Genomic DNA, 20534 nt, shown 5'->3' with positions numbered 1-20534 from the left:
CGGCAGCTGACTGCCCCTGTGGGAGCGGGCTTGCTCGCGAAGGCGTCGTGTCAGACAGCGCTGTTTCAACTGACACACCGCTTTCGCGAGCAAGCCCGCTCCCACAAGGGGAAATGGGGACATCTGGAAAACTGGTACGCCTTGTGCAAACGTTTGCGACCTGCCTGTAACGGCTTTTTCGTAACAAAAACGTACAGACCCGCAGAAACCGGGCCTCGATCCGCAAAAAAGGACTTTGAATGCACGCCGCTTCCCTTCTCCGCGCCCCATTTGCGCGCACGTTCGCTGTTTCCCTGCTACTGACCGGCGTTACCGGAGTTCTCAGCCATACCGCACTGGCGCAACCGGTCCTGCCCGAAGAGTCCGCTCAGGGCGAGGCCCTCAGCCCGGAAGCTGCCCCGCCGAAAAAAGGAGCTTACCTGTCGGACTGGTACAACCAGGACCTGACGCTGATCGGCAGCAAGGACATCAGCTTCGGGCCGCAACCGGCCGACGATATCTATCTGGAATACGAGTACTTCGGGCGCAAGGGGCCGTTCGAGCTGTACGGCTACATAGACATTCCGAAGATCTTCAACATCGGCAACAGCCACGACAAAGGTGTGTGGGATCACGGCTCGCCAGTGTTCATGGAGCATGAGCCGCGCATCTCCATCGACTACCTCGCCGGCCGCAGCCTGGCCATCGGCCCGTTCAAGGAATGGTACGTGGCGTTCGACTGGATCTACGATCACGGCAGCCGCAAGGAGAACCGCGCCAACACGCTGTACAGCGGCTTCGGCACCGACATCGACATCGACACCCATTCGCGGGTCAACCTGTCGGCCAACCTGTACGGGCGCTACCAGTGGGAAAACTACGGTGCGAGCAATGAATATTCGTGGGACGGTTACCGCGCCCAGCTCAAGTACATCGTGCCGATCGACAAATTCAGCAACGGCGCGTCGCTGACCTACATCGGCTTCACCAATTTCGATTTCGGCTCCGACATCCACAAGGACAACCCGGCGCGCACCGCCAACGCCACAGTGGCGACCAACGTGTTGCTGTACTCATTCACCCACTTGCGCTTCACCCTGGTCGGCCGTTATTTCCACAACGGCGGCAACTGGGAAGACGGCAGCGAGCTGAACTTCGGCGACGGCAATTTCCGCGCGCGCTCCAACGGTTGGGGTTACTACGCCGGCATTGGCTACCAGTTCTGAATCAAGGAGATTTTCATGCAAGCAATGACGCGTCTGACCCTGGCCGCTGTGGCCCTGCTCTCTTCCACTACTTGGGCGGCTGAAGCGCCGATCCAGCCGAAAGTGGTGCTGATCACCATGTTCGCCCCCGAGGCGCAGAACTGGATCGAGCGCCTCAACCTGAAACAGGAAATCCGCGTGCCGGGGCTGTCCGCCGAGTACCCGAGCATTCGCTGCAACAGCCAGCAGGTGTGCCTGCTGACCACCGGCATGGGCCAGACCAACGCCGCGGCTTCGACCCTGGCCCTGGCGCTGTCGCCGAAATTCGATCTACGCAAAAGCTACTTCCTGATCGCGGGTATCGCCGGGATCAGCCCGAAGCACGGGACCATCGGCACCGCGGCATGGGCGCATTATCTGGTGGAATTCGGTACGCAATGGGAGCTGGATTCGCGCGATGCGCCGTCGAGCTGGCCGACCGGTTACCTCGGCATCAACACCAAAGGCCCGAACGAAAAACCGCCGTTGGACTACAAGACCGAAGTCTTCGAGCTCAACCCGACACTGCAGGCCAAAGCCTTCGCCCTGAGCCACAAGGTCGAGCTGAGCGAAAGCAAGGAATCAGCGGCCTGGCGTCTGAAATACCCGTCCGCCCCGGCCAACCAGCCGCCGGTCGTTACGCGCTGCGACACGCTGGCGGGCAACACCTGGTTCTCCGGTACACGCCTGAGCGAACGCGCCGAGGTCTGGACCAAATTGCTGACCGACAACAAGGGCGAGTACTGCACCACGCAACAGGAAGACAACTCGACCTACGAGGCCTTGTTACGCGCCAGTCGTGAAGGTCTGGTGGATGTGCAGCGTCTGGCCGTGATACGCGCCGGCTCCGACTTTGATCGCCCGGCTCCGGGCGGCAGTGAGGTGGACAACCTGCTGAAATACGCCGATCAGGGAGGCTTCGTGCCGGCGCTGGAAAACCTCTATCGCGCCGGCAATCCGCTGGTGCAGGACATCCTGAAAAACTGGTCGGCGTGGGAAAACGGCGTCCCGCAATCCTGAAACCTGCGCCAATCAATTGTAGGAGTGAGCCTGCTCGCGATGGCGGTTATTCAGCCGCCGAATTTGTCGACTGAATTGACGCTATCGCGAGCAGGCTCACTCCTACAGGGTTTGTGGCTGAGTCAGGGGATAAGGATAATCTTGTCGCCACCGCCCTGATTCACCTCCGCATAGCGCTGCAACCCCTCCGCCAGCGGCACCTCCACCAGGCCTTGTGGCAACGGCAGCCGATCCTCATCGAAGAAGCGTCCGAACTGCTCGAGCATCGCCGCACAGGCTTGCACGCTGTACAGCAGCGAGTTGATCCCGACCACCGAACCACCCTTGCGGTACAGCGCCAGCGCTGGCAATTGCACATGGCCGTCGATCGGTGCGGCAATGATCGCAATGCGCCCGAACGGTGCCAATGCCGCTACCGAGGCCGGCAGCCAGAAACCGGTGGTATCGAAGATCACGTCGGCGCCGCCGCTGTATACCGCGTTGACCTGCGCGCCGAGGTCTTCGGGTTTATCCAGCTGAATCGTCGAATAACCCTGCGCCTGCAACTCCTTGACCTGCTCCGGCCGCCGCGCGGCCGCCAGAATCTGCGCCCCCCGCACTTTGGCCAGCGCCAACGCCGCCGTGGCCACCGCACCGCCGCCGATCACCAGCAAACGTGTTTCGCCAGTCACCAGGCTGCGCTCCAGCGCATCCCACGCCGTGGTGTACGGCACGCCGAGGCTGGCAGCCTGGGCGAAACTCAGATGCGCCGGTTTGGCTGCCACTCCAGTGGCCGGCAGTTTGACGAACTGCGCATGGGAGCCATCGGCAAAAAAGCCCAGGTCGCGCCCGGTGCCCCAGACCTCTTTACCGATCAACGCTTGCGGCCCTTGCACCACTACGCCTGCAAAATCACGACCGGGAATCCGCGGCAATGTGGTGTACGGAAAACGCCCGAGCACGTTCTTCACATCGCTGGGGTTCAGGCCGGCGGCCTTGATCTCGACCAGCACTTCATCAGCGCCAGGCACCGGGGTCGGCACGTCAACGAAACGCAAGGAAGACAGGTCGCCGGTTTTATCGAATTGCAGTGCTTTCATGAGGACATCCACCAAAGGAAAAAAGGACAGTTCAGGACAACCAACCGGCGACCAGTTGCCGGCCCATCGGCCACAGCTGCTCACCCGCGAGCATGCCCAACAGCCCCACCAGCGCAATGGCCGGTGGCGCCGGGGAACGGAAATTCAGCGCGCCATAGAGCAGGCCGACACCCAGACCGATGGCCAGCGAAATCAGGTAGTTCATGGGAAACTCCGCCGCGAAAAGACAATGGGCAGAGTCTAGGGAAGGATGGACAGAGGCGTCGGCCAAGGACTTCTGAATTTCGGCCAAATCCGTGAATTCACTGCTGTCCCCTGTGGGAGCGGGCTTGCTCGCGAAGGCGGCGGGTCAGTCTCTTATTCTTCACAGACATACCGCTTTCGCGAGCAAGCCCGCTCCCACAAGAGTTGCACTCAGGTGGTGGGGAATTGCGAAGGCGCCACACCCAGCTCGCGCCGGAACATGTCACTGAAACTGCTTGGCGAATACCCCAGCTCCCGAGCAATCGCACTCACTGGCACGCCCTGAATCAACTCGGCCACCGCCGTCGCCAGTTGCACCTGCCGCCGCCATTCGGCGAAGCCCATGCCCAGGCTGTCCTTGAACAACCGCGCCAGCGTGCGCACACTCGCCCCGGCATTTTCCGCATGCTGTTCGAAAGGAATGTCCAGCGACGGTGCGGCCATCACCGCTTGGCACAGGTTCATCAGACGCCGGTCGGAATCGTCCGGCAGCGGGATCTTCAGTTGCGAGCGCCGGGCGCGCTTGAGTTCCAGTAGCGCCAGCCCGACCAAGGCCTCGTAATAGGCCGGCTCGCCGCTGTCGCCCTGCTCCACCAGCCCGACGATCAACTCACGCAATAGCCCACCAACCTCGATCACCTGCACGGTCGAATCCAGTGTCGCCGCCAGCACCGGTCGCAGGTAAATGTTGCGCATCTGCAAGTCCGACACCACACGAATCCCATGCGGCACCCCGGGCGGCAACCACACCGCCCGCTGCGGCGGCACCACCAGCGCCTCATGCGGCGTCTCGACCCACATCACCCCGCTCATCGCATACAGCAACTGCCCCCAGACATGCTCGTGCGGCTCGATGAACAAGCCACGCGGATACGTGCGCGCCAGCGGCTGCACCGGTACATCGGTATCACTCAAATCAGGGGGGGCGGCGAGGGCCATGGCGAGCAATCATTGGGGGTTGGCGGAGCGGCCATGTTAACCACTGCGCCCATGCGTCGCCAACGATAGATACCGTCGGACAATCCGAGTGAATTTTCCCGGTGCGCGGTGATCCTTCTAATACCACAGGGAGGATTACGGGCTTTATGAACAACGCAAAACTGTTTGTCATCGACTACACCCTTCACGGCACGCCCAAGTCGTTCATTATCCGTTCGGACAAAATGGACAACGCCGAGGCGTGGCACTGGGCAAGCTGCGACGCCGGCGTGGGTCGCATCCCGCGCTTCGGCCGGGAAAAAGTGCAAAAGACCAGCAAACCGATGGCGGAGAAATTCGGCGTGGAAAACGTCACATGGCGACCGGCGAGCTAGACTCTCGCCAGGCAATGGGGACTCTTTGGGGGCGTACACAATGACCAGCATCTTCAGCCCGGCGCATCTGGATTACGGTCTGGACACTCTGTTCGGTCGTATTACCAAAAGCGTGGACTGTCAGGTGGGTCTTGAGGCTGTCGAAGACGATCCGTATAGCTTCGCCCTGCGCGTGCCGGCGCCGTTACCGGAAGATCTCGACCAGGCGAAAACCGTGGTGGTCAGGGTCGACGGTCGACGACTGCAAGGCACGGTACGCCGTACCGAACGGCTGGATGATGAAAGCCTGAAACTGCAAGTGGAGCCTGATTAGGCTCCACTTTTTTTGCGCGCGATTATTTGGGGTGGGCGCAATGGCAGCCCTTGCTTGAACACTCTTCACCGCCCTTGTGGTGGTGCGCGCAGGCCTCGCAGCAATAGTGTTTGCCGTGTACGGCGTAAGAGTGGTCGCCTTCTTTGATGGTGCATTTGCAGTTGGGGCAGTCGCATTTTCTATCGGGCATGGGGGCAGACTCCTTTTTTGGTGGTTGTCTGGGCTTTTGGGATAAGCCGTAAATACCAGTGTAGGAGCTGCCGCAGGCTGCGATCTTTTGATTTTGCCTGGGTGCGATTTGGATACTTGGTTTTTGGGTGTATATCCGTTTTTTCGGGTGCTGCCGCTGGCGGTTTCGCTCTTACAGCGAGTCACCTTTTCCAAACGCCGAAAAGGTAACCCAAAAGGCTTTGCCCCGGCGTACGGCACTTCGCTTAGGCTCAGTGTTCCCTCGCTACGGTGTCCATCCGGGGGCATCGCCTCCGGTTTGCTTCGCTGCACCTCCTCTCGATGGATGCGGCTTCGCCGCATGGCGCTGCGCGCCTAACCCCCGGATGAACACCTACGCTCGGCCTGCCGAAGGGGCTGAAGATCAAAAGCCAAAGCCAAAGCCAAAGCCAAAGCCAAAGCCAAAGCCAAAGCCAAAGCAGATCAAAAAATCACAGCCTTCGGCAGTTCCTACATGGGATTGGGTGTTTTCATTTGGAGTTTGGTCGGCTGACAGGCCGCCTTCGCGAGCAAGCCCGCTCCCACAGTGGGGCCGGGTGCATCCGCAAGAAATTGGTCGGCTGTCAGGCCGCCATCGCCAGCAGGCTGGCTCCTACAGTTCAGAGAGCGTGCCCCGCATGCGGCGAAGCCGCCCCACTCAACACAATGAGCGTTAGCTCGAGTAAAGCTTTTGATCTCAGGGCCCGTCGGCAGGCTGAGTGGAGGGATTTATCCGGGGGTGGGAGCGCAGCGACCGTTTGGCGCAGCCAAACACAGCGAGAGGAGGTGCAGCGAAGCAAACCGTAGGCGCTGCCCCCCGGATGAATCCCGCAGCGAAGGAACCCGAGCCTAAGCGAGGGCCGAACGTCAGGGTAAAGCCTTTTTGGTTACTTTTTCGGCGTCTGGAAAAAGTGACCCGCCGTAAGGGCGGAACCCTAATCAGCAACCCCCGCAGAAACGGATATACACCCAAAACTCAATCAGAACGACGAACACTACTCCGATACATAAAGACCAAAGCCAACCCCAGACAAACCATCGCCAACACCCGAGAAGACGAAAGCTCGATCGCCGGATTCCCCAACCAGCCAAAATTGTCGATCAACATCCCCATCCCAAGTTGACCAACAATCACCGCAACAGTCGCCACCGCCGTCCCGACAACAGGCACCGCACCGACCATGACCATCATGTAAACCACCCCAAACAGCGCCCCGCAGACCTGCCACTTCGGCACATCGAGCAAACTCACCGCATGGGCCGGCTCAAAAAACACAATCAACAACCCGGTGATCACCGCCCCGGTGAAAAACGTCAGCAAACTGCTGCGCAACACCCCGACGCTTTCACCGAGGCGTCCATTGATCGCCGCCTGCACACTCAGCACCGCGCCAGCCAACACCACCACTGCCAACAAAATAACCAGACTCATCTTCAACCCCGCGCAATCAGAACCAATGCCACCACAATCAACCCCAATGCCAGCCACCGCTCGGCATTGACCTTCTTGCGCGTCGCGCCGAACCAGCCGAAATGGTCGATCAGCACACTCTTGCCGACCTGCCCGGACAAAATCGCGATCATCGTCATCGCAATCCCGATATGCGGTGTCGCCAGGGTCAGCACCACCACATAGATCGGCCCGAGAAGTCCGCCGATCAACTGCCAGCGCGGCAGGTCAGTCAGCGCCGGGCCTTTCTGCGGGCCGGCGAACAACAGCAGTAAAAACAGAATCGCCGAACCCACGCCGAAGATGCTCAAAGTCGCCCACAGATGCCCGACCTGCTCCCCCAACGGCCCCAGCAACCCGGCCTCCATCGACAGGCCCATGCCGGCCAGAATCACCAGCGGCAGCAACAACAGGCGCAACCCCGGCCGGGTCGCCGGCGCCGCCACACTCACTTCTTCCAACGTCTGCATCATTCAAAACCCACGCAAGTAAACGATGGCGCGGATTATCGGCTGGCGTAGCTGTGCGATAAATGGGAGCATCCAGACAACACTTTTGCGCAACTCGCACAGCAGGACGATTAATGCACGGGCTTAACGAACTGGGCTTCAAGGCGCTGAGGCTATTTGTGGCGGTGCTCGACCACGGCAGTTTTTCCGAAGTCGCCCGGCGCGAGGGCGTGGCGCCCTCTTCGATCTCGCGGCAGATCCAGTTGATGGAGCAGGCGCTGAACCAGCAATTGCTCTACCGCCACACCCGCGCCGTGACGCCGACCGAAGCCGGGCGCATGCTCGGCCACCATGCGCGGCTGGTGCTGGTGCAACTGGAAGAAGCCGAGCAGGCGTTGCAGGAACAGCAAAGCGAACCCACCGGGCTGGTGCGGATCAACGCGCCGGTGGTGTTCGGCCAACGCCATCTGACGCCGTGGCTCGGTCAGTTGTGCGCGCGCTATCCGAAGCTGCAACTGGACATCCAGCAGACCGACCATTACGTCGATCCGTTGCAGGAAGGCGCCGACCTGCTGTTTCGCATCGGTCCGATGCACGACTCGAGCATGCAGGCGCGGATTCTCGCGCCGCACCGTTTCCAGGTCGCGGCCAGCCCGGCTTATCTGGAACGCCACGGCACGCCGCAGCACCCGGAGGATCTGGCGCAACACCAATGTCTGGCCTACAAAGGCGCGACCGGTCAGCAACGCTGGTTTTTCCGGCGGGATCAGGGCGACTGGACGCCCTACTCGGTCAAAGGCCCGATCACCGGCAACCACGCCGACACCCTCACCCAAGCGGCCGAGCAAGGCCTCGGGTTGGTGATGTTTCCGTCATGGCTGATTGGTGAAGCGGTGCGCGAAGGCAGGCTGGTACCGGTGCTGGGGGACCATCAGGTGTCGAACAGCCTCGAACCGCAGCAGATCGCGGTGCTGTGGCCGGGGAGTCGGCGGCTGTCGGTCAAGGTGCGGACGGTGATTGATTTCTTCGTCGAGTGCTTCGGCGAAGTGCCCTACTGGGACAGACCATGAGCCTTGCACAAAACCCAATGTGGGAGCGGGCTTGCTCGCGAAGGCGTCGTGTCAGTCAACGATTCTGTATCTGACACGACGCCTTCGCGAGCAAGCCCGCTCCCACAAAGTTTTTGCAGCAACCTTAAATACGGAACTGGCCCACCAGTTTGCCCAATCGCTGGCCAAGTTCGGCCAGGCTGCGCGAAGTCTGCGCGCCCAACTGGGTCTCATCCGCCACGCTGTCCACCGCCACCGCGATCTGATGCACGCTGCGGTTGATCTCTTCGGCCACCGCGGTTTGTTCCTCGGCTGCGCTGGCGATCTGCGCGTTCATCGAGTTGATGGTCGCGATCAGGTCAGCCATGGCGTCCAGCGACGCCCCGGCCTGATTGGCCTGCGCCGAGGTGCCATCGCCCGCTTCACTGGAACGGCGCATCGCCTCGACTGCCGACTGCGTGCCGGCCTGCAGGCGATCGATCATGCCCTGAATTTCCTGGGTGCTGATCTGCGTGCGGCTGGCCAGTGCTCGCACTTCGTCCGCCACCACCGCAAAGCCACGCCCGGCCTCCCCGGCGCGCGCCGCTTCAATCGCCGCGTTCAGGGCCAGCAGGTTGGTCTGCTCGGCAATCGAGCGGATCACCCCGAGCACGCCGACAATCGACGACACGTCCTGCTGCAGGCTGTCGAGCGACACGCCGCTGCTGCGAATGTCATCCACCAGCGCATGAATCTGTTTGATGCTGCCAGCCACCACGCGTTTGGCGCTCTGGCCTTCTTCATCGGTCTGCTGCGCGGCAACCGCGGCGTTCTGCGCGCTCTTGGCAACTTCCTGAGCAGCGGCGGACATCTCGTTGATCGCCGTGGCGACCTGATCGGTCTCGTGACGCTGACGCTCCATCGCCTGATCGGAACGCTGAGCCTGATCGGAAACCTGGGTCACCAGGCCGGTCAGTTGCGTGGTCATCTCGGTGATCTGCCGCACCAGACCGTGGATCTTGTCGACGAAACGGTTGAACGAGCCAGCCAGTTCGCCGAGTTCGTCCTGGCTGGTGATGTTCAGCCGGCGGGTCAGATCACCCTCGCCCGCCGCGATGTCGTCGAGATTGGCTTTCATCAGGTTCAGCGGACGCAGAATGGTGTTGGCCAGCAGCATCCCCGCGATGGCAATCACCAACAACACCACCAGCGCCACACCAACGATGCTGAGGATCACCCCCTCCATGCGCTCCTGCACTTGCGCCTGCACCACCGCGACTTGCGCTTCGATGCCGTCGAGGTTGACCGAGGTGCCGACCGCCATGTCCCACTTCGCCAGGTACTCGGTGTAGCCGAGTTTCGGCACCAGCACGCTGGCATTGCCCGGCAGTGGCGAGCTGTATTGCAGATAGTGGGTGCCGTCCTTCGCCACTTTCACCAGGCCGAGGTTGACGTAGACGCCGTTCGGGTCACGGTTGTCCTTGAAACTTTTGCCCACGCCTTCGGGGTCGTTGGCCTTGAACAGGCGCACGGTCTCGGAGTCGTAGCCGAAGAAGTAGCCGTCCTTGCCGTAGCGGATGCCCGACAACAGCTTGATCGCCTGCGCCCGCGCCGCGTTGTCACCGGGGGCGGCAGCGTCGTACAGCGGCTTGATCGTGGTCATCGCCACGGCGACGTAACTTTGCAGCGTGGCCTTGGCGTCGGCGAGCAGGCGCTCGCGGGTCTGTTCGACTTCGGTGTGCGCCTGTTGCTGGAGAATGAACAGCGTGGTCAGGCTGATGACCAGCGCAAAGAGCAGCACCGGCAGGACGGCAAGGGACAGGACTTTGGCCTTGAGACTCAAGCGCATGGGGGGGCTCACTCTTTTGGTTTTATTGGCGTGGTTAAAGGCGTTAACGGCACGCGCAAGCAAAAGTTGAGCGGGGGATTCACCGCATTCCCCTGTGGGAGCGGGCTTGCTCGCGAAGGCGTCGTGTCAGTCAACATTTATGTTTCTGATACACCGCATTCGCGAGCAAGCCCGCTCCCACAGGTTTCAGCGTTTACAACACCATCGCGGCCACCCAGCCAAACGCCAGCAGCGGCAGGTTGTAGTGCAGGAAGGTCGGGACCACGGTGTCCCAGATGTGGTGATGCTGGCCATCGACGTTCAGCCCGGAGGTCGGGCCCAGTGTCGAGTCCGAGGCCGGCGAGCCGGTGTCGCCCAGCGCCCCGGCGGTGCCGACGATGCACACGATGGCCATCGGGCTGAAGCCCAGCTGCACGCACAGCGGCACGAAAATCGCCGCCAGAATCGGCACCGTGGAGAACGACGAGCCGATACCGATGGTTACCATCAGGCCCACCAGCAGCATCAACAGCGCGCCGATCGCCTGACTGTGATCGATCCACGCCGCCGCACTTTCGACCAGCGAGCGCACTTCGCCAGTAGCCTTGAGCACTTCGGCGAAACCCGAGGCGGAGATCATGATGAAGCCGATCATCGCCATCATTTTCATGCCTTCGGTGAACAGGTCGTCGGTCTCACGCCACTTGACGATGCCCGAGGCCGAGAAGATCAGGAACCCGGCCAGTGCGCCGATAATCATCGAATCCAGCAGCAACTGAATGATGAACGCGGCGGCAATTGCCAGACCGGCAATGCCAATGGTCTTCGGGTTGTACGCCACGCTGACCTGCTCGACCTGTTCGATCTTCTGCAGATCGTAAACGCGCTTCTTGCGATAGCTGAAAAACACCGCCAGCAACAGGCCGAAGACCATGCCCAGCGCCGGAATCGCCATGGCGTGCATGACGTTGATCTGGCTGATATCGACCCCGGCCTTGCTGACGTTGGCCAGCAGGATCTGGTTGAGGAAGATGTTGCCGAAACCCACCGGGAACACCATGTACGGGGTGATCAGGCCGAAGGTCATGACGCAGGCGATGAGCCGGCGATCCAGCTGCAACTTGGTCAGTACATAGAGCAGTGGCGGCACCAGCAGCGGGATGAACGCAATGTGGATCGGCAGGATGTTCTGCGAGGCAATCGCCACCACCCACAGCAGGCCGATCAGCAGCCACTTGACGCTGCCGCCGCCGGTCGAGTGTTGGCGATCGACCATCGCCAGGGCCTTGTCGGCCAGCGCATGGGCCAGTCCGGACTTGGCAATCGCCACGGCGAACGCGCCGAGCAATGCGTAGGACAACGCCACCGTCGCCCCGCCACCCAGGCCGCTGTTGAACGCCTTGAGCGTGGCGTCGATGCCCAGACCACCGGTCAGGCCACCGACCAGCGCACCGACGATCAGGGCGATCACCACGTGCACGCGGGACAGGCTGAGGATCAGCATGACGCCGACCGCAGCAATCACTGCATTCATTTCACTACCTCAAAAACACTGCGATGAAATCATCACCGCCAGACAGGATGAGTCCGCCAACGCTTGACCGGCGGATTTGCAAAGAGGGTCTTATTAGAAGGGCGCGCACTGTGCCGCAGAGTGGCGGCGGTGTCAAAGCGAGCGGCTGAACTGAAATGTAACTGACAATGCAGAACCCGGTGATGCGCAGGAGATCCCTGTGGCGAGGGAGCTTGCTCCCGCTCGGCTGCGCAGCAGTCGCAAACTCGGTAGACGCGTTATGCCTGAATGACCGCATTAGCAGGGTTTGGGGGCGCTACGCACCCCAGCGGGAGCAAGCTCCCTCGCCACAGGGGCCTAAATGTCACTCAGCTGCGGCAATTGGTCATATTGCGCCTGAACAATAAAGAAAGCCGAAACGCGGCCGTTACAGTGCAAAGTCTCAGATATTTATCGAATAAGGACGTCTCCATGTCGCTCAGACAACTTTCCATTCAATGGAAAATCACCCTGCTCGCCGGCCTGTGCCTGGCGGGCATCGTGACCCTGCTGGTGGGTCTTTCGCTGTATCGCATGGAGCACAGCTCCGAGCTGGTGAAGGCTTCGAGCATGGAGATGCTGACCGAGTCGGCCCAGGCGCGCATTGAATCCCAAGGCGAAGTGCAGGCTGCCGGGATTCGCCAGCAGTTCATGGACGCCTATCAATACGGTCACGGTTTCTCGCGGCAGGTGCTGTTCCTGCGCGAACAGGCCGAGAAGCGCTTCCTCGACGCCTTCGACCTGCGCGAAGACATGACCCGCCAGGTCAAGTCCGCCCTGCAAGCCAACCCGGATCTGCTCGGTCTGTCGCTGGTGTTCGAAGCCAACGCGCTGGATGGCAAGGATGAACTGTTCGCCGGTCAGGCCGAGCTGGGCAGCAACGACAAGGGCCGCTTCGCCCTGTACTGGTCGCAGCCGACGCCCGGCAAAGTCACCTCGATGGCCCTTCCGGAAAGCGACATGGCCGACACCAGCACCGGCCCAAGCGGTCAGGCCGCCAATGCCTGGTTCACCTGCCCGCGCACTACGCTCAAGCCGTGCGTGATCGAGCCGTACTTCTATGTGATCGACGGCCAGAACGTGCTGATGACCAGCATCGTCTTCCCGCTGATGGTCAACGGCAAAGTCATCGCCTCGCTGTCGGTAGACATCAACCTCAACAGCCTGCAAGCGATCAGCCAGGGCGCGAGCAAAAAGCTCTACGACGGCCAGACTGCCGTGAGCATCATAAGCCCCACCGGTCTGCTCGCCGGCTACAGCCCGGACGCCAGCAAACTGAGCAAGCGCCTGGATGCCGTGGACACCGTTAGCGGCGCCGAACTGCTGCGTCAACTCGCCGCCAGCAGCAGCGTCAGCAGCCTGCACAGCAACGGCCAGTTGAAAGTGCTGTCGCCGTTCCAGCCGATCCCCGGCGGCCCGTCGTGGGGCGTGTTGCTCGACGTGCCGGAAAAGGTGCTGGTCAGCCGCGCCGAAGCGCTCAAGCAGCAACTCGATGCGAGCAACAACTCCGGCACCCTGATCGAGCTGAGCCTCGGCGTGCTGGCGGCATTGGTCGGCCTGCTGCTGGTGTGGCTGATGGCGCGCAGCGTGACCAAACCGATCCTCGGCGTGGCCAATATGCTCGAAGACATTGCCAGCGGCGAAGGCGATCTGACTCGACGTCTGGCCTATGACAAGCAGGATGAACTCGGTCAACTGGCCGGCTGGTTCAACAAGTTCCTCGACAAGTTGCAGCCGATCATCGCCGAAGTGAAACGCTCGGTGCAGGACGCGCGCAACACCGCCGACCAGTCCTCGGCCATCGCCACCCAGACCAGCGCCGGCATGGAACAGCAATACCGTCAGGTCGATCAGGTCGCCACCGCGTCCCACGAAATGAGCGCCACCGCGCAGGACGTCGCACGCAGTGCTGCGCAAGCCGCCGAAGCGGCGAAGGACGCCGACCGCGCCACCCGTCAGGGCCTGACCGTGATCGACCGCACCACCGCGAGCATCGACACCCTTGCCGCCGACATGAGCGCGGCGATGGTTCAAGTCGAAGGCCTGGCCGCCAACAGCGAGAAGATCGGCACCGTGCTGGAAACCATCCGCGCCATCGCCGAACAAACCAACCTGCTGGCCCTCAACGCCGCGATCGAAGCCGCCCGTGCCGGTGAAGCCGGGCGCGGTTTTGCCGTGGTCGCCGACGAAGTGCGCAACCTCGCCCGCCGCACCCAAGAGTCGGTGGAAGAAACCCGTCAGGTGATCGAACAACTGCAGACCGGTACTCAGGATGTGGTCGGGTCGATGGGCAACAGCCATCGGCAGGCGCAGGGCAGTGTCGAACAGGTCGGGCAAGCGGTGACCGCACTGCGCCAGATCGGCGATGCAGTGACGGTGATCAGCGACATGAACCTGCAGATCGCCAGCGCGGCGGAAGAACAGAGCGCGGTGGCCGAGGAGATCAACAACAACGTGGCAACCATTCGCGACGTGACCGAATCGCTGTCCGGACAGGCCAACGAGTCGGCGCGGGTGAGCCAGTCGCTGAATAGCCTGGCGAATCAGCAGCAGAGTCTGATGGATCAGTTCCGGGTCTGACTGCCCCACCCTACCCTGTAGGAGCTGCCGAAGGCTGCGATCTTTTGATCTTGGTTTTTAATAGATCAAAGTCAAAAGATCGCAGCCTTCGGCAGCTCCTACAGGGGATTTGTGGTGTTGGGAAAATCAGCGTTTGGGCAACTCGATCACCACCTTCAACCCGCCCCACTCGCTCTCGCCCAGCACCAGCACGCCGCCCCACGTCTCGACAATATCGCGCACAATCCCCAGCCCCAGACCATGCCCGTCAGTCTGCTCGTCGAGCCGCGTGCCACGGCTGAATACCTGACTACGCTGCTCTTCGGGAATCCCCGGCCCATCATCTTCAACGCTCAGGGCGTAGCCGTCAGTTCGTTCGATCACACTCAGACGCACCTCGGCATCCGCCCATTTGCAGGCGTTGTCCAGCAAGTTGCCGAGCAGTTCCAGCAAGTCCTCGCGATCCCACGGCAGTTGCAGCCCCGGCGGCGCGACGTAACTCAATGCCAGATGCTCGCCGTGGATCATGTTCAGCGTCGCCAGCAGGCCCGGCAATTCCGCGTCACAGTCGAACAACGCACCCGGCAGTGCATCACCGGACAACCGCGCGCGATTGAGTTCACGATTGAGCCGCTGTTGCACCTGCTCCAGTTGTTCCTTGAGGATCTTGCGCAGCTCCGGATGGGCATCGAGTTTTTCGCTCGACGCCAGACTGAGCAGCACCGCCAACGGCGTTTTCAGCGCATGCCCCAGATTGCCCAGCGCATTGCGTGAACGCTTGAGGCTGTCCTCGGTGTGCGCCAGCAAATGGTTGATCTGCGCCACCAGCGGCTCCAGTTCCACCGGCACCTGATCGTCCAGTTGCGAGCGCTGGCCCTGCTGCAACTGGGCAATCTGCTCGCGAGCCCGTTCCAGCGGCTTCAACGCGCGGCGCACCGTCAGCCGTTGCAGGAGCAGAATCAGCAGCAATCCGGCCAGCCCCAGACCGAGGCCGATTTGGCGCATGCGCTGGAAACTCTCGCGCACCGGGGTGTAATCCTGGGCGACGCTGATCGAGATCGACTGCCCCAGACGTCGATAGTCCGAACGCAATACCAGCAACTGCTGACCGTCCGGCCCCAGTTGCAGGTTGCTGTGCAAACCGGGGTGTTCCAGCAGCGGCAGATCCTGATCCCACAGCGAACGCGAGCGCCAGTGGCTGTCGGCAAAATCGATGCGGAAGTAATGTCCGGAAAACGGTCGCTGATAGGCCGGCGACAGGTGCCGCTCATCCAGCTGCAAACCCTGCGGGCCGCGCACCAGCGCCACCAGCAGGCTTTCGCTGTCGTTGCGCAGTCCGGCTTCGAGATAGCGCTGCAAACCGACTTCGAACAACCACAGACTGGTTTGCGCCAGCACCAGACCGACGATCACCATCACACTGATCAGGCCCAGGCTCAAACGGCGCTGGATCGACCTCACGAAGCTTGCCCGCCGAACAGGTAACCCTGGCCGCGACGGGTTTCGATCACGGCTTTACCGAGCTTGCGCCGCAGGTGGTTGACGTGAACTTCGAGGACGTTGGAATCACGCTCGGTCTCGCCGTCGTAAAGGTGCTCGGCGAGGTGGGTTTTCGACAGGATCTGTTCCGGGTGCAGCATGAAATAACGCAGCAGGCGGAATTCCGCGGCGGTCAGCTGAATCTCGCTGCCGTCGCGAATCACGCACTGGCGACCTTCATCCAGATGCAGGCCGGCCGCTTTCAGCGTCGGCTGATTGGCCTGGCCCTTGGAGCGACGCAGCAACGACTGCACCCGCAAATGCAGCTCTTCGGGATGAAACGGTTTGGTCAGGTAATCATCGGCACCGGCCTTCAGGCCTTCGATGCGCTCGGCCCAGGAATCGCGGGCGGTGAGGATCAGCACCGGGGTCGACAACCCACCCGCGCGCCATTGCGCCAGCACCTCCAGACCGGGAACGCCGGGCAGGCCGAGGTCGAGAATGATCAGGTCATAGGGCTCGCTGCTGCCCTGATAGACCGCATCGCGTCCGTCCGCCAGCCAGTCCACCGCGTAGCCTTGGCGCTGCAGGCCGGCGATCAGTTCGTCGGCGAGCGGCACGTGGTCTTCCACCAGAAGCAAACGCATCGATCAATCTTCCTTGTCTTTGAGTAATTGGCCGGAATCGGCTTTCAGGTGCAGTTCGCGCGCCACGCCCTCGACCGTTAGCAACTCGACTTCATAAACGTAGACGTCGTGCTTTTCCTCCAGCTCGACTTCCAGCAGTTTCGCTCCGGGGTAGCGATCCAGCGCCTGTTGCAGCACCTGCTCCAGCGGCAGGATCACCCCCTGCTGACGCAGACGCAGTGCTTCATCGGGGCCAAGATCACGGGCCACCGCCACCGAGCAGAATGCCAATAGCACCAGGGCCAGTCGGCTGCCGGTGCGTGGCTGTAACAAATACGGCTTCATTAAGTATCCTGATGATCCTTGAGCACTTGCCCACTGACCGCGTCCAGTTCCAGGTCCCACTCCAGCCCTTGCGGGTCACGCATTTCGATCTGGTAGATGTACTTGCCGTACTGCTCTTCCAGTTCGGTATCGGTGATGGTCGACCCCGGATGTCTGGTCAGCGCCGTGGCGTTGAGCTTCTCGAAGGACACGATAGTACCAGCGTCGCGCAGGCGCAGGGCTTCATCGGGGCCAAGATCGCGGGCATGGGCGAGGCTGGCGGTCAGGCCGATGATCGCGGCAATGGACAGGGCAGTCAGGGTTTTCATGGGTGTCTCCGTATTTTTATGTGCAGCTACGGTGGGCACCTTAGCGGGATGAACTTAACTGAAACTGAATTGCCATCATTGCCCCTGGCACCAACCTCATTTGCAGATTCATGCAAAACCCTGTGGGAGCGGGCTTGCTCGCGAATGCGGTGGGTCAGCAATAATGATGGCGACTGATACACCGCTTTCGCGAGCAAGCCCGCTCCCACAGGGTCAAGTAGTGCGCCTATAATCCAAAGCTTGCTAACGATCGAGACCGGTATGACCGCCATCCACATCAAGTTCCCCGCCCTCACCCTCAAGGCCGGCCCTCGGGCCATGGCGCGCATTCGTGCCCAAGGGCTGAACGCCGCTGACGTCGGCACCCTGCCCGGTGCGGCCGGCGGGCCGAAGGCATTGGGGATTCAGGGGCTTGATCTGGCGTTGTTCGGCGAATGGCTGCCGAGCGCGCCGCGTGAACGCTCACTGATCGGTGCTTCAGTCGGCTCCTGGCGCTTCGCCAGCGCCTGCCTGCCGGATGCCGCCGAAGGCATCCGCCGCCTCGGCCAGTTGTATGCCGAGCAGAACTTCAACAAAGGCGTGACTATGGCCGAGATCAGCGCGAGCTCGCAGCGCATGCTCAATGACCTGCTCGACGGCCGCGACGCCAGCATCCTCAACAATGCCGACTACCGCCTGAACATCATGGTGGTCAAAAGCCACGGACGCCTGGCCGACGATCATCGTGGCCGCCTCGGCCTGGCGCTGGGCTCGGTGATCGCCGATAACCTGCGCGGTCGCGCGCGCCTGTCGCGACACTTCGAACGGCTGATCATTCACGACCCGCGCCTCGCCCCGCCGGTCAATGCGCTGCACGACTTCCCGTCGCGCTTCGTCGCCCTCAATGCCGGCAACCTGCGCCAGGCGCTGCTGGCGTCCGGTTCGATCCCGATGGTCATGGAAGGCGTGCGCGACCTGCCGGGTGCCGGTGCCGGCACCTTCCGCGACGGCGGGCTGCTCGACTATCACCTCGACCTGCCCTACAGCGGCGACGGCATCGTGCTCTATCCGCACTTCACCGACCGGGTGATTCCGGGCTGGTTCGACAAGACTCTGCCCTGGCGCAAGGCCTCGGTCGAGCGCTTGCAGGACGTGCTGTTGCTGGCACCGTCGAAGGAATATCTGGCGCGCCTGCCCTACGGCAAACTGCCGGATCGTAACGACTTCAAGCGCTTCATGGGCGATGCGCCGAGCCGCCAAAAGTACTGGCACGCGGCGATGGACGAAAGCCGCCGTCTCGGCGACGAGTTTCTTGAACTGGCTGCCAACGGTCGCCTCGCCGAGCGCTTGCTGACCCTTTAGTCAGTGTTTTCCCGCATCGCCAAACACAAGCTGGTAAACTCGCCGCCTGCCCGAATCGCTGCGGCGAACGCCACCTGAACAGAGCCGAAAATACTGTGGAAATTTTCAAAGAGTTTACTTTCGAATCCGCCCACCGCCTGCCGCACGTACCGGACGGCCACAAGTGCGGGCGCCTGCACGGTCACTCGTTCAAGGTGGCGATTCACCTGAGCGGCGACCTCGATCCGCACACCGGCTGGATCCGCGATTTCTCCGAGATCAAGGCGATTTTCAAGCCGCTGTACGAGCGTCTGGATCACAACTACCTGAACGACATTCCCGGCCTGGAAAACCCGACCAGCGAAGTCCTGGCCAAATTCATCTGGAATGAAATGAAGCCCCTGCTGCCGGAACTCAGCGCGATCCGCATTCACGAGACCTGCACCAGCGGTTGCATCTATCGCGGTGAATAACTCAATACACCCCGAATTCCCCTGTGGGAGCGAGCCTGCTCGCGAAAGCGGTTTATCAGCCGACATTGATATCGACTGACACGCCCTCTTCGCGAGCAGGCTCGCTCCCACAAGGAAACAGTGATTTGCCAGAGAACAGCCTTCACGGCTGTTTTTTTATGCCTATGCTTTTTGGCTTACCGCGACATCCCCGACCTCTGACCCCCACACAGTTCAAAACTGTGGGAGCGGGCTTGCTCGCGAAAGCGGTGTATCAGTCGCCATCTGCATCGGCTGACCGGGCGCATTCGCGAGCAAGCCCGCTCCCACATTGGGCCTGTGTGTGTTCTGGTGCACTGCTTTCGCCCCGAAATTCCTGACTCAGCTATACATAATCCGCATAACGGTCTTTGGCACGACCACTGCAACCCACCCCGCGTCTCCCCAATCCAGCAAGGAACGCCCCATGACGCAGAACGATCCCGGCAACGACTACCCCCTCAGCGAAGTCCCGATGCATGCACGCAAAGGCCTGGCCTCAACCGCCATGGTGCTGCTCGGTTTCACCTTCTTCACCGCCACCATGTTTGCCGGCGGCAAGCTCGGCGTCGCGTTCAGTTTTGGCGAGATGCTCGCGGTGATCATCATCGGCAATCTGCTGCTTGGGCTCTACGCGGCAGGGCTGGGTTACATCGCGTTCAAAAGTGGCCTGAATTCGGTACTGATGGGGCGCTTCTGTTTCGGCGAGGTCGGCAGCAAGCTCAGCGACCTGATCCTCGGTTTCACCCAGATCGGCTGGTATGCCTGGGGTACCGCGACCGCCGCCGTGGTGCTCGGCAAATACTTCGATCTCGACGAAGGCACGGTGCTCGGCCTGATGGTGCTGTTCGGCCTGGTGTTCTGCGCCACGGCGTATGTCGGTTATCGCGGCCTGGAGATCCTGTCGTACATCGCGGTGCCGGCGATGATGTTGCTGCTGATGCTTTCGATGTGGGTCGCGACGGTAAAAGTTGGCGGCTTCGATGGTTTGCTGGCCGTGGTGCCGAGCGGTTCGCTGGACTGGTCGACCGCGATCACGCTGGTGTTCGGCACTTTCGTCAGCGGCGCGACCCAGGCGACCAACTGGACACGCTTCTCGCGGTCGGCACGGGTTGCCGTGCTGGCGAGCCTGATCGGTTTTTTCATCGGCAATGGCCTGATGGTGCTGATCGGCGCCTACGGCGCAATCGTCTATCAGCAGCCGGACGTGGTTGAAGTGTTGCTGCTGCAAGGTTTCGCCATGGCCGCGATGGCCATGCTGTTGCTGAATATCTGGAGCACCCAGGACAACACCATCTACAACTTCGCCGTCGCCGGCTGCAACCTGCTGCGCACCGGCCGACGCAAAACCGTGACCCTGGCCGGCGCGGTGATCGGCACCCTGCTCGCCCTGCTGGGCATGTACGACATGCTGGTGCCGTACCTGATTCTGTTGGGTACGGTGATTCCGCCGATTGGCGGGGTGATCATGGCTGACTTTTTCTTCCGTTGGCGCGGGCGCTATCCGCGACTGGCCGACGCACGGCTGCCTGCGTTCAACTGGCCAGGGCTGGGGGCCTACGCGGTCGGCACACTCGCTGCGTTCCAATCGCCGTGGGTTGCGCCGCTGGTAGGGATTGCTGCCGCCGCGCTAACGTATGTCATCGTCACCGGCCTGCTCGGCGCCCGTCGCGCCACCGTGCCATTACAAGACCTATAAGA

Annotated in this window: 21 protein-coding genes; 9 read left to right on the top strand and 12 right to left on the bottom strand. The window is 61.7% G+C overall.

From position 1 onward, the window contains the following. The first annotated feature begins 239 nt into the window (after nucleotides 1-239). Both M0814_RS05340 and M0814_RS05335 read left to right on the top strand, forming a co-directional pair. Nucleotides 240-1205 carry a nucleoside-specific channel-forming protein Tsx gene (locus M0814_RS05340; protein WP_103486132.1) on the top strand — a complete coding sequence of 322 codons (966 nt, stop codon included), beginning with the start codon at nucleotides 240-242 and terminating at the stop codon, nucleotides 1203-1205. Between the two features lie 15 nt (nucleotides 1206-1220). Beyond that, a complete protein-coding gene (locus M0814_RS05335) occupies nucleotides 1221-2243 on the top strand; it encodes a purine nucleoside permease (RefSeq protein WP_103486133.1) in 1023 nt (340 codons plus the stop codon). A gap of 122 nt (nucleotides 2244-2365) precedes the next feature. Here M0814_RS05335 and M0814_RS05330 read toward each other — a convergent pair whose 3' ends face one another. The 3 genes from M0814_RS05330 to M0814_RS05320 all read right to left on the bottom strand — a co-directional run bounded on the left by M0814_RS05330 (nucleotide 2366) and on the right by M0814_RS05320 (nucleotide 4504). Continuing rightward, nucleotides 2366-3322 carry a zinc-binding alcohol dehydrogenase family protein gene (locus tag M0814_RS05330; RefSeq protein WP_103486134.1) on the bottom strand — a complete coding sequence of 319 codons (957 nt, stop codon included), beginning with the start codon at nucleotides 3320-3322 and terminating at the stop codon, nucleotides 2366-2368. 31 nt (nucleotides 3323-3353) lie between these two features. Next, nucleotides 3354-3527, bottom strand: a complete 174-nt coding sequence (locus M0814_RS05325) for a DUF1427 family protein (protein WP_103486135.1) — start codon at nucleotides 3525-3527, stop codon at nucleotides 3354-3356. Nucleotides 3528-3736: 209 nt separating this feature from the next. Continuing rightward, nucleotides 3737-4504, bottom strand: coding sequence for a helix-turn-helix transcriptional regulator (locus tag M0814_RS05320; protein WP_177434677.1), 768 nt, complete (start codon nucleotides 4502-4504; stop codon nucleotides 3737-3739). Between the two features lie 146 nt (nucleotides 4505-4650). On the opposite strand from M0814_RS05320, the gene M0814_RS05315 reads away from it, so the two are divergent. Both M0814_RS05315 and M0814_RS05310 read left to right on the top strand, forming a co-directional pair. Beyond that, nucleotides 4651-4878 carry a DUF6555 family protein gene (locus M0814_RS05315; RefSeq protein ID WP_003223528.1) on the top strand — a complete coding sequence of 76 codons (228 nt, stop codon included), beginning with the start codon at nucleotides 4651-4653 and terminating at the stop codon, nucleotides 4876-4878. Between the two features lie 40 nt (nucleotides 4879-4918). Further along, nucleotides 4919-5191 carry a hypothetical protein gene (locus M0814_RS05310; RefSeq protein WP_003223526.1) on the top strand — a complete coding sequence of 91 codons (273 nt, stop codon included), beginning with the start codon at nucleotides 4919-4921 and terminating at the stop codon, nucleotides 5189-5191. A 22-nt stretch (nucleotides 5192-5213) separates the two neighbouring features. Here the strand turns inward: M0814_RS05310 and M0814_RS05305 are convergent, their stop codons facing one another. The 3 genes from M0814_RS05305 to M0814_RS05295 all read right to left on the bottom strand — a co-directional run bounded on the left by M0814_RS05305 (nucleotide 5214) and on the right by M0814_RS05295 (nucleotide 7318). Continuing rightward, the gene (locus M0814_RS05305) at nucleotides 5214-5381 is read right to left on the bottom strand and encodes a metallothionein (protein WP_003223525.1); all 168 of its coding nucleotides are present in this window, start codon (nucleotides 5379-5381) and stop codon (nucleotides 5214-5216) included. A 993-nt stretch (nucleotides 5382-6374) separates the two neighbouring features. Then, the gene (locus tag M0814_RS05300) at nucleotides 6375-6830 is read right to left on the bottom strand and encodes a DMT family transporter (protein WP_103486567.1); all 456 of its coding nucleotides are present in this window, start codon (nucleotides 6828-6830) and stop codon (nucleotides 6375-6377) included. A gap of 2 nt (nucleotides 6831-6832) precedes the next feature. Next, the gene (locus M0814_RS05295; RefSeq protein WP_045122729.1) at nucleotides 6833-7318 is read right to left on the bottom strand and encodes a DMT family transporter; all 486 of its coding nucleotides are present in this window, start codon (nucleotides 7316-7318) and stop codon (nucleotides 6833-6835) included. Nucleotides 7319-7431: 113 nt separating this feature from the next. Here M0814_RS05295 and M0814_RS05290 point away from each other — a divergent pair, with 113 nt between their 5' ends. Further along, nucleotides 7432-8367 (top strand): LysR family transcriptional regulator, encoded by a 936-nt coding sequence (locus tag M0814_RS05290; protein WP_103486568.1) that lies wholly within the window; start codon nucleotides 7432-7434, stop codon nucleotides 8365-8367. A gap of 124 nt (nucleotides 8368-8491) precedes the next feature. On the opposite strand, the gene M0814_RS05285 is transcribed toward M0814_RS05290, so the two are convergent. Next, nucleotides 8492-10174: a methyl-accepting chemotaxis protein gene (locus M0814_RS05285; protein ID WP_112997790.1), complete on the bottom strand. Its 1683-nt coding sequence runs from the start codon at nucleotides 10172-10174 to the stop codon at nucleotides 8492-8494. A 193-nt stretch (nucleotides 10175-10367) separates the two neighbouring features. Next, on the bottom strand, nucleotides 10368-11687 hold the full coding sequence (locus M0814_RS05280; RefSeq protein ID WP_027613996.1) for a Na+/H+ antiporter NhaC family protein: 1320 nt from the start codon (nucleotides 11685-11687) through the stop codon (nucleotides 10368-10370). Between the two features lie 450 nt (nucleotides 11688-12137). Here M0814_RS05280 and M0814_RS05275 point away from each other — a divergent pair, with 450 nt between their 5' ends. Further along, entirely contained in the window at nucleotides 12138-14285 is a 2148-nt protein-coding gene (locus tag M0814_RS05275; RefSeq protein WP_103484462.1) for a methyl-accepting chemotaxis protein, read from the top strand. A gap of 126 nt (nucleotides 14286-14411) precedes the next feature. On the opposite strand, the gene M0814_RS05270 is transcribed toward M0814_RS05275, so the two are convergent. Genes M0814_RS05270 through M0814_RS05255 form a run of 4 tightly spaced genes read right to left on the bottom strand, consistent with a single transcriptional unit; the run spans nucleotide 14412 to nucleotide 17022 of the window. Beyond that, nucleotides 14412-15725, bottom strand: coding sequence for a sensor histidine kinase (locus tag M0814_RS05270; RefSeq protein ID WP_103484463.1), 1314 nt, complete (start codon nucleotides 15723-15725; stop codon nucleotides 14412-14414). Beyond that, the gene (locus tag M0814_RS05265) at nucleotides 15722-16390 is read right to left on the bottom strand and encodes a response regulator transcription factor (protein WP_003223514.1); all 669 of its coding nucleotides are present in this window, start codon (nucleotides 16388-16390) and stop codon (nucleotides 15722-15724) included. Before M0814_RS05265 ends, M0814_RS05270 begins: the two co-directional genes overlap by 4 nt. Nucleotides 16391-16393: 3 nt before the next feature. Then, complete coding sequence (locus M0814_RS05260) at nucleotides 16394-16714, bottom strand: PepSY domain-containing protein (RefSeq protein WP_003223510.1); 321 nt, start codon at nucleotides 16712-16714, stop codon at nucleotides 16394-16396. Next, on the bottom strand, nucleotides 16714-17022 hold the full coding sequence (locus M0814_RS05255; protein WP_003223509.1) for a PepSY domain-containing protein: 309 nt from the start codon (nucleotides 17020-17022) through the stop codon (nucleotides 16714-16716). The genes M0814_RS05260 and M0814_RS05255 overlap by 1 nt, the downstream gene beginning before the upstream one ends. A gap of 261 nt (nucleotides 17023-17283) precedes the next feature. Between M0814_RS05255 and M0814_RS05250 the strand changes: the two genes are divergently transcribed. From M0814_RS05250 to codB, 3 genes are all read left to right on the top strand, one after another. Next, on the top strand, nucleotides 17284-18363 hold the full coding sequence (locus M0814_RS05250; RefSeq protein WP_003223508.1) for a patatin-like phospholipase family protein: 1080 nt from the start codon (nucleotides 17284-17286) through the stop codon (nucleotides 18361-18363). A gap of 95 nt (nucleotides 18364-18458) precedes the next feature. Beyond that, nucleotides 18459-18815: a 6-carboxytetrahydropterin synthase QueD gene (gene queD / locus M0814_RS05245; protein ID WP_003223505.1), complete on the top strand. Its 357-nt coding sequence runs from the start codon at nucleotides 18459-18461 to the stop codon at nucleotides 18813-18815. A 445-nt stretch (nucleotides 18816-19260) separates the two neighbouring features. Continuing rightward, the gene (gene codB / locus M0814_RS05240) at nucleotides 19261-20532 is read left to right on the top strand and encodes a cytosine permease (RefSeq protein ID WP_103484464.1); all 1272 of its coding nucleotides are present in this window, start codon (nucleotides 19261-19263) and stop codon (nucleotides 20530-20532) included. Nucleotides 20533-20534: the final 2 nt, after the last annotated feature.

The organism is Pseudomonas sp. MWU12-2020 (assembly GCF_023100605.1).
GTDB lineage: Bacteria > Pseudomonadota > Gammaproteobacteria > Pseudomonadales > Pseudomonadaceae > Aquipseudomonas > Aquipseudomonas fluorescens_H.
The sequence above is the reverse complement of the archived record's forward strand: the minus strand, read 5'-3'. Positions and strand labels throughout refer to the sequence as shown.